The organism is Lentilactobacillus senioris, from assembly GCF_026798195.1.
Classification (GTDB): domain Bacteria; phylum Bacillota; class Bacilli; order Lactobacillales; family Lactobacillaceae; genus Lentilactobacillus; species Lentilactobacillus senioris_A.
Genome location: NZ_JAPQEZ010000001.1, coordinates 435,272 through 441,649 on the forward strand (window position 1 = coordinate 435,272; position 6,378 = coordinate 441,649).

The following is a 6,378-nucleotide window of genomic DNA, read 5'->3' on the forward strand; positions in this document are numbered from 1 at the left end:
TTTTTTATTTGACTGGTTTAAAATTTTGTCTATCAGGTTGTTTCATTTACTCACGGGTGTGATATACTCTGTCAGTATTAATTTATGAGGTTAACAATCGGAGGAAGAATATGAGTTATTTAGAGCTGCGAGACATTCGGAAGTCTTATTATCTCGGTAACGAAGAGTTTAAAGTTCTCAAAGGAATTAACTTAAACTTTGACCGGGGAGAATTTGTTTCCATTTTAGGAGAATCCGGGGGCGGAAAGTCCACTTTGATGAATATTATCGGGGGCTTAGATTCCAATTACAAAGGTGACGTATTACTTAAGGGAGAATCCCTGCGTCACGATACGGCTAAGCAATTAGATGCTTACCGGCGACAAACGATCGGATTTATTTTTCAAAACTTCAATCTGATTAGCCACTTAACGGTCTTACAAAACGTGATGGTGTCCTTAGAAATGACTACCCTGTCACATAAGGAACAAGAAGACCGGGCCAAAGAATTATTGGCCAAGGTGGGATTGACCGATCATATGAAGAAATTCCCGAACCAATTATCCGGTGGTCAAAAACAACGGGTAGCCATCGCCCGGGCCTTAGCTTCCGATCCAGAAATCATTATTGCGGATGAACCGACCGGAGCGTTGGATAGTGAAAACACCAAAGAAATTTTGCAACTGTTAGACGAAATTGCTGCCGACGGTAAATTAGTCATCACGGTTACCCACTCCCAAACGGTAGCCGACTATGGGACGCGAATTGTTCGATTAGCTGATGGCCAAATTAGTGAAGATACTACGTTGAAGTCAGCTTATCCAGCAGCTAGTGATAACGAATTAACCACTCATACGTTGCGGTTTGGCGCTACGTTAAAAATGGCGTTGGACAACATGCGCTATAACTTCAAGCGTAACCTATTGATCATCATTGGCGCCGCTATCGGGATTTTCTCGGTGATTTTGATGCAGGGGTTAGGTAACGGGGTGCAAGGGTACATTAATCATGAAATTTACTCCCAAATCAATCCTAATGCCGTTCAAGTAGCCAAAAACATTTCAGCCGATCAGTTGGCGGATGGTTCCAGCAAGGTGAATTTGACCACTAAGGATCAGCAACGATTTGAAAAAATTAAAAACGTTAAGGACGTTCAAAAGGGTTACTACGTCCAGGGCGGAACTCGGTTGCAACGGGGGAAGAAGACCGCTAACTTGCAAATGATGCAAACCTATAACGATACGATTAAGAAAAACTCGATCAAAAAGGGAACTGCACCTAAAAATGGTGAAATTTTGTTAACTAAGGAAAACGCGCAGAAGTTTAACAAAAAAGATCCAAATACCATGATTGGTAAGAAGATTGTTTACACCCAAACGGTAATGAATGCTAAGAAACAACCAGTGCAATTGAAGCAGACACTGAAAGTTAGTGGAATTGCTGCTGCTAACTCAGGATCAACTTCAGTTACTTATAACACCCTAAAACAAATGTACGATGCTAAGAATGTGAAGTTAGCTCCTAACTTTATGACCGTAGTAATTAAGGGAAATGCTAAGAACGTAAAGCCGGTTCAAAATCAGATCAAGAGTTACAAGACCGGTAAGAAAGATACTTATACCATTACTGGTGCCGGAGCAATGGTTGATACTTTGAACACCTATATTGATTTGGCTGTTAATGTATTGGCTGCCATTGCCGGAATTTCACTATTGGTATCTGCGATCATGATTATCGTCGTTCTTTACATTAGTGTTTCTGAACGGACCAAAGAAATCGGAATTTTGCGGGCCTTGGGAGCTTCTAAAGGAAGTATTCGTAGTCTATTCTTCTCCGAAGCCTTCTTCATTGGTTTATTCTCAGCTATTTTGGCCGTTGTGCTGGCTTTATTGATTCAAGTCGGTGCTAACTCTCTATCTCAATCCGGAATTCACTATTCAATTATGCAAATCTCTGGTGGCAACATTGCATTTGGGATTATCGTATCAATTGTAATTAGTTTGTTAGCTGCTTTAGCACCTGCGGGTCGAGCTGCAAGATTGGATCCAATTGAAAGTTTGAGTTATGAATAGAATTACCGTAGTAATTTAAGATTATGAAAAAAACTCCAGACTAATTAATAGTCTGGAGTTTTTTGTGATCAGAATTTGATGCCAAGTTAAAAAATTTATTAACATAACTTATTAGTTTTAGAAATCATAATTTATTCACTAGATTATAGGCTGATTTTCATACCTATGTCCTACCTGTGTCCAAAAATGTAAACGTTTGTGGTTTTAGATTTCAAAATCGCAATTTAAGTTTAGGGCATGCTATAGTTTGACATAATAAAAACCGAAATAATTTATCCCATTTTAGGAGGAATTAATTATGAAAATGACAAAAATTATTGGTAGCTTAATGGTTGCCGGAATGATTCTTAGCTCAAGTGCAAGTGTACTAACAGTGTCAGCAGCGGTAAAAAATGATGTGAGAACGGAAAGTAGTATTAAAAGTGGTGAAGTTGCTGATCATATTGATCATTTTACTGTTAATACTAAGGATTGGCAATTGAGTTTAATGCCGATAACACGGGTGACTACTCAATCGGAGACCTTACCGTTAACTTAACCAACGTTAAAGATAAAGATAACGGTGGCAACAACGGTGGCGATGATGGGGGTAACAACGGAGGAAACACCGGTGGCAATAATGGTGGCAACAACGAAGGTAACAATGGCGATAACAACACCGGCGGCGGTTCCATCGTAGTGGAAGAAAATGAACCAACTACTCCGGGCGAATTACAGCCAGGTCAATCCGTAACCTTCAAGCACCATTATAAATTAATGGTAAATAAAAACATTTGGCGGCATAGAGATGTTCAGATGACTCGCAGAGTACAACGCTTCTCCGCTAATGGCAGAAAACGGGTAGATCGGCCAACCTTAACGGTAATCGGAGCTGCCAAAACTGAAAAGGGCACACTTCGTTACAAGGTAGCTCAAGGTGGTTACGTAACTGCTAACAAGAAGTTTGTGGTGAACCTTTACTACATGGGCACTCCTAAGACGGTGAAGGTAATCGGTAAGTATGGCCTTAATAGTTACAAGACCAGTGAACTTTACTACAAGGACAAGGTAAAACACTACAAGAAGGGGACAATCTTGAAGATTAAGAAGATTGATACTCGTCATAAGATTACTCGCTACCAATTAACTAACGGTAAGTACATTTCTACTAACAAGCAGTTAATTATTTGGGACAAAAAATAATTGAATTTACTCAAAAAGGGCCTTGGTTTAAACCAGGGTCCTTTTAATTTTGCAAAAGGCAGCATAATTCACTTCTAAAATTACGAATAAACCCTTATACCATAAGTGATTAAACCTTAAAAACTCCTCACTATCCGTTCCGATTACTTCCTAATAATATGGACATTGTGACAAGGGCCCTTGGATCAATCCAAATTAAAGGAATGAATCCAATGAATTATCCAGCAGAAGCAATGAACATTTTTGAAACACCCCAACAAGCCGCGTTTGACTTCTTATTAACCGGTGATCACCAAAACGTCATCTACGGAGCTATCAAACGACTGCATATCTATCGCAGTTATGCAGAATATGATGATCTGGTGCAGGAAGGGCGCTTAGCGTTTGTTCGTAGTTACCTCAAAGCCCCGGCGACCGCCCACGATGATGAACACAAACTATTAGTGTTTATCTACCAAGGTGTGTACTGGCACCTGCTCAATTGCTTAGATCAATACCGGCGAAAAGCTGAACATCAAGCAGAAACAACCACCCTACCAATACAAGCCACCGACTTAGAACCGACGATGGAAACTAACCAGTTGTACCAGCAATTACTATCCGTCTTGAGTTTCAATGAACAACGTTACCTCACGGCAGCCTACATTGAAGGCCTGAATGTAACCGAAATGGCCCGCCAATTTGAAGTTTCTCGCAAGACTATCTATTGGTGGAAAGCTGGCGTGGCACAAAAAGCAAAAATAATTTGGCAAAAAGGGTAACACATTAAGTCCTTCGATTGGTTACTAATAGATGTAGCCGGTTGGCGCCACCGACTACCAAACTAACACAGAGGAGTTCACTATCATGAAGAAACAATGGCTTAAATCTAGTATGACCGTTATCAGCGTTGGCGAAAAGGAAGACAAGACTCTTAAACGAACATTCAGTCACCTCAAGCAAGACGCAACGGCAGAACAATTGGCGGGCTTTCAAACCGCATTGGAAACTCTCATTATCGGCCAAGTATCTGGGCTTAATATCACAGACAGCAGCGTTGTTGCCTAATCTAATTAATTGGAGGAATAATAATGAAACATTTAAAATTAATCTACCGTAATAGTGATTCGAAGTTAAACACCTTACGGTTAACCTATGCGCAAGAAAACTTAACGGAAGCTGTCACTAAGAAGGCGATGCAAGATATTGCTGCCTTACAAATGTTTGACAATGACGGTGTCAATCCGTACGTTGAACCAGTAGCAGCCCGGTACGTAGAAACTAACACCGATTCGATTTTTGATACCCGCTCCACTAACTAACCCCTAATTAAATATCTCTAACAAGATTCCTGTCAGAAATGGCAGGAATTTTTATTAGTTATATTATGAGTAACTAATGTTTGATTTAAGCAGCCTAACAGGTGTTGGCTAATAAAAAAATCATTAGGGAATTTTGAAATAAAAATGCTTTAAAGACCGTCATTAAGCTGTTTGGGAATTTACAAAAATAACAAATTGATGACACTGACCGCAATTGCTTGCAGATTATTTAAGAGACGTTTATACTTATCGTTGTAAAGTTCATTAGGGGATCAAATGTATTTATGGTTGCTAGCTTAATAACAATCATGGTATACTTTTTGGGGCTCAATGAGCTACATAAAATACTTTTTATACAAAATGGAGGAATAATGATGCAATCTAGTTTGAAGAAATCATTATACTTGGGCTTAGCTGCTTTAGGTTTCGTTGCCGTTGCCGGCTCCGTAAATGCTAACAATGCAAGTGCCAAGTCATACGCAAAGGTAACATCAAATGCTACTATGACTAAAACTAACGTTAACTTTACAGGTTCAAACGCCCTTTACACTAAGGCTGGTACTTTGAAGGGTGCTAAGTTAGTTGCTTCAACCACCACTTTGAAGAAGCTTGCTGCTTCAAAGAGCAGTCAAGATAACTTTGTAGCATACCGTGTTGCTACTACTAACCGTGGTTCAGTTTAATACAAGGTAGTTTCATTCGACAAGCAATACCGTGGCTGGATCTACGGTGGTAAGAGCACTTCTACCATTGCTGGCGGTCTTGAAAACTTCACTACTTTTAAAGAAGACTCAGCTGTAAGTACTGATAACCAAGGTAACTTTAAGTTTGCCAAGGTAGGTACTACTAATGATGGTACTATGTTGACTTACAAGGACCCAATGTACACTGTTTATGGTTCTGGTCGTGTTATTACTGACTCAACTAAGTATGCTAATGATGTTTTAACTATCACAAAGCAAGGTACTCGGACTCGCGAAGGCGACCAATGGGTATACGTAACTGACGAAGCTAACCCATCAGTTAGTGGTTGGATTCTTAAGAGTGGTTTGACTAAGACCTCTGATGTTCCTGCATCACAAGGTATCACTATCAAATATTACGATAAGAAGACTAACGAAGTAGTTAAGACTGTTGTTATTAAAGCAGATAAAGATAAAACTGTTGATTTGACTAGTGAAGCTAATTTAGCATCTGATGTTAACGCAAATAAACCTGCAGGCTATGCTGATGCAACTGCAAGTGATGTTGCATCAAATGGTAAGGCTGCAAAAGCCGGCGACTCTGTAAATGTTTATCTTACTGCAGCTATTCAATATAACGTTACTCTTTACGCAAATAATCCGGCCGGTGAAGTTGCTGTAATTACTAATCTTTACAGTTACCTATCACAAACTCAAAAAGATGCTCTTGTTAAAGCACTTCAAGATAACAAGGCTCCAGAAGGTTCAGATTTAACTACTGATATGATCAATAAAGTTATTTCTGAAGCTGGTTTAGACTCATTTACCTTTACTGGTAAAGATGGTAATACTTACACAGCTACTTATAATAAGTCAGTGCAATTTGTATCTAGTAACACAGTAACTACAACTGCCAAGCCTAATGCTCTTTACACTATTACCATGAGTAAATAATTAAATTTATTTATTGAAAAACACGCCTAGGCGTGTTTTTTTGTACATAAAATTTAGTTTATGGTTTCCTTTAAATTTGAATTTAATTTGGTAGAAAATGCTAGGTTGTGCTAAACTTTAAAAGATTCAAAATATAATATACGGAGGATTCTAATGAATTCTAATTGGCAAATTACAAGTTTAATCCGAACAAGCCCGGAATCTTTC

8 protein-coding genes are annotated in these 6,378 nt (G+C 39.0%); all 8 read left to right on the plus strand.

What is annotated here, in order from left to right:
- Positions 1-110: 110 nt before the first annotated feature.
- Positions 111-2,051, plus strand: coding sequence for an ATP-binding cassette domain-containing protein (locus tag OXT66_RS02080; RefSeq protein WP_268595417.1), 1,941 nt, complete (start codon positions 111-113; stop codon positions 2,049-2,051).
- 298 nt (positions 2,052-2,349) lie between these two features.
- Positions 2,350-2,589, plus strand: a complete 240-nt coding sequence (locus OXT66_RS02085) for a hypothetical protein (protein ID WP_268595418.1) — start codon at positions 2,350-2,352, stop codon at positions 2,587-2,589.
- On the plus strand, positions 2,523-3,233 hold the full coding sequence (locus OXT66_RS02090; RefSeq protein WP_268595419.1) for a DUF5776 domain-containing protein: 711 nt from the start codon (positions 2,523-2,525) through the stop codon (positions 3,231-3,233). The genes OXT66_RS02085 and OXT66_RS02090 overlap by 67 nt, the downstream gene beginning before the upstream one ends.
- A gap of 212 nt (positions 3,234-3,445) precedes the next feature.
- A complete protein-coding gene (locus OXT66_RS02095) occupies positions 3,446-3,994 on the plus strand; it encodes a sigma-70 family RNA polymerase sigma factor (RefSeq protein ID WP_268595420.1) in 549 nt (182 codons plus the stop codon).
- An 85-nt stretch (positions 3,995-4,079) separates the two neighbouring features.
- Positions 4,080-4,280 (plus strand): hypothetical protein, encoded by a 201-nt coding sequence (locus OXT66_RS02100; protein WP_054670818.1) that lies wholly within the window; start codon positions 4,080-4,082, stop codon positions 4,278-4,280.
- Positions 4,281-4,303: 23 nt separating this feature from the next.
- Complete coding sequence (locus OXT66_RS02105) at positions 4,304-4,534, plus strand: DUF2922 domain-containing protein (RefSeq protein WP_268595421.1); 231 nt, start codon at positions 4,304-4,306, stop codon at positions 4,532-4,534.
- A 371-nt stretch (positions 4,535-4,905) separates the two neighbouring features.
- Entirely contained in the window at positions 4,906-5,217 is a 312-nt protein-coding gene (locus OXT66_RS02110; RefSeq protein ID WP_268595422.1) for a hypothetical protein, read from the plus strand.
- A gap of 177 nt (positions 5,218-5,394) precedes the next feature.
- Positions 5,395-6,171: a hypothetical protein gene (locus tag OXT66_RS02115; protein ID WP_268595423.1), complete on the plus strand. Its 777-nt coding sequence runs from the start codon at positions 5,395-5,397 to the stop codon at positions 6,169-6,171.
- The last annotated feature ends 207 nt before the right edge of the window (positions 6,172-6,378 follow it).

What these genes read in the sequence shown, in the direction of transcription:
- OXT66_RS02080 (WP_268595417.1), top strand. Translation starts at nt 111, where the DNA reads ATGAGTTATTTAGAGCTGCGAGACATTCGGAAGTCTTATTATCTCGGT.
- OXT66_RS02085 (WP_268595418.1), top strand. Translation starts at nt 2,350, where the DNA reads ATGAAAATGACAAAAATTATTGGTAGCTTAATGGTTGCCGGAATGATT.
- OXT66_RS02095 (WP_268595420.1), top strand. Translation starts at nt 3,446, where the DNA reads ATGAATTATCCAGCAGAAGCAATGAACATTTTTGAAACACCCCAACAA.
- OXT66_RS02100 (WP_054670818.1), top strand. Translation starts at nt 4,080, where the DNA reads ATGAAGAAACAATGGCTTAAATCTAGTATGACCGTTATCAGCGTTGGC.
- OXT66_RS02105 (WP_268595421.1), top strand. Translation starts at nt 4,304, where the DNA reads ATGAAACATTTAAAATTAATCTACCGTAATAGTGATTCGAAGTTAAAC.
- OXT66_RS02110 (WP_268595422.1), top strand. Translation starts at nt 4,906, where the DNA reads ATGATGCAATCTAGTTTGAAGAAATCATTATACTTGGGCTTAGCTGCT.
- OXT66_RS02115 (WP_268595423.1), top strand. Translation starts at nt 5,395, where the DNA reads ATGTTGACTTACAAGGACCCAATGTACACTGTTTATGGTTCTGGTCGT.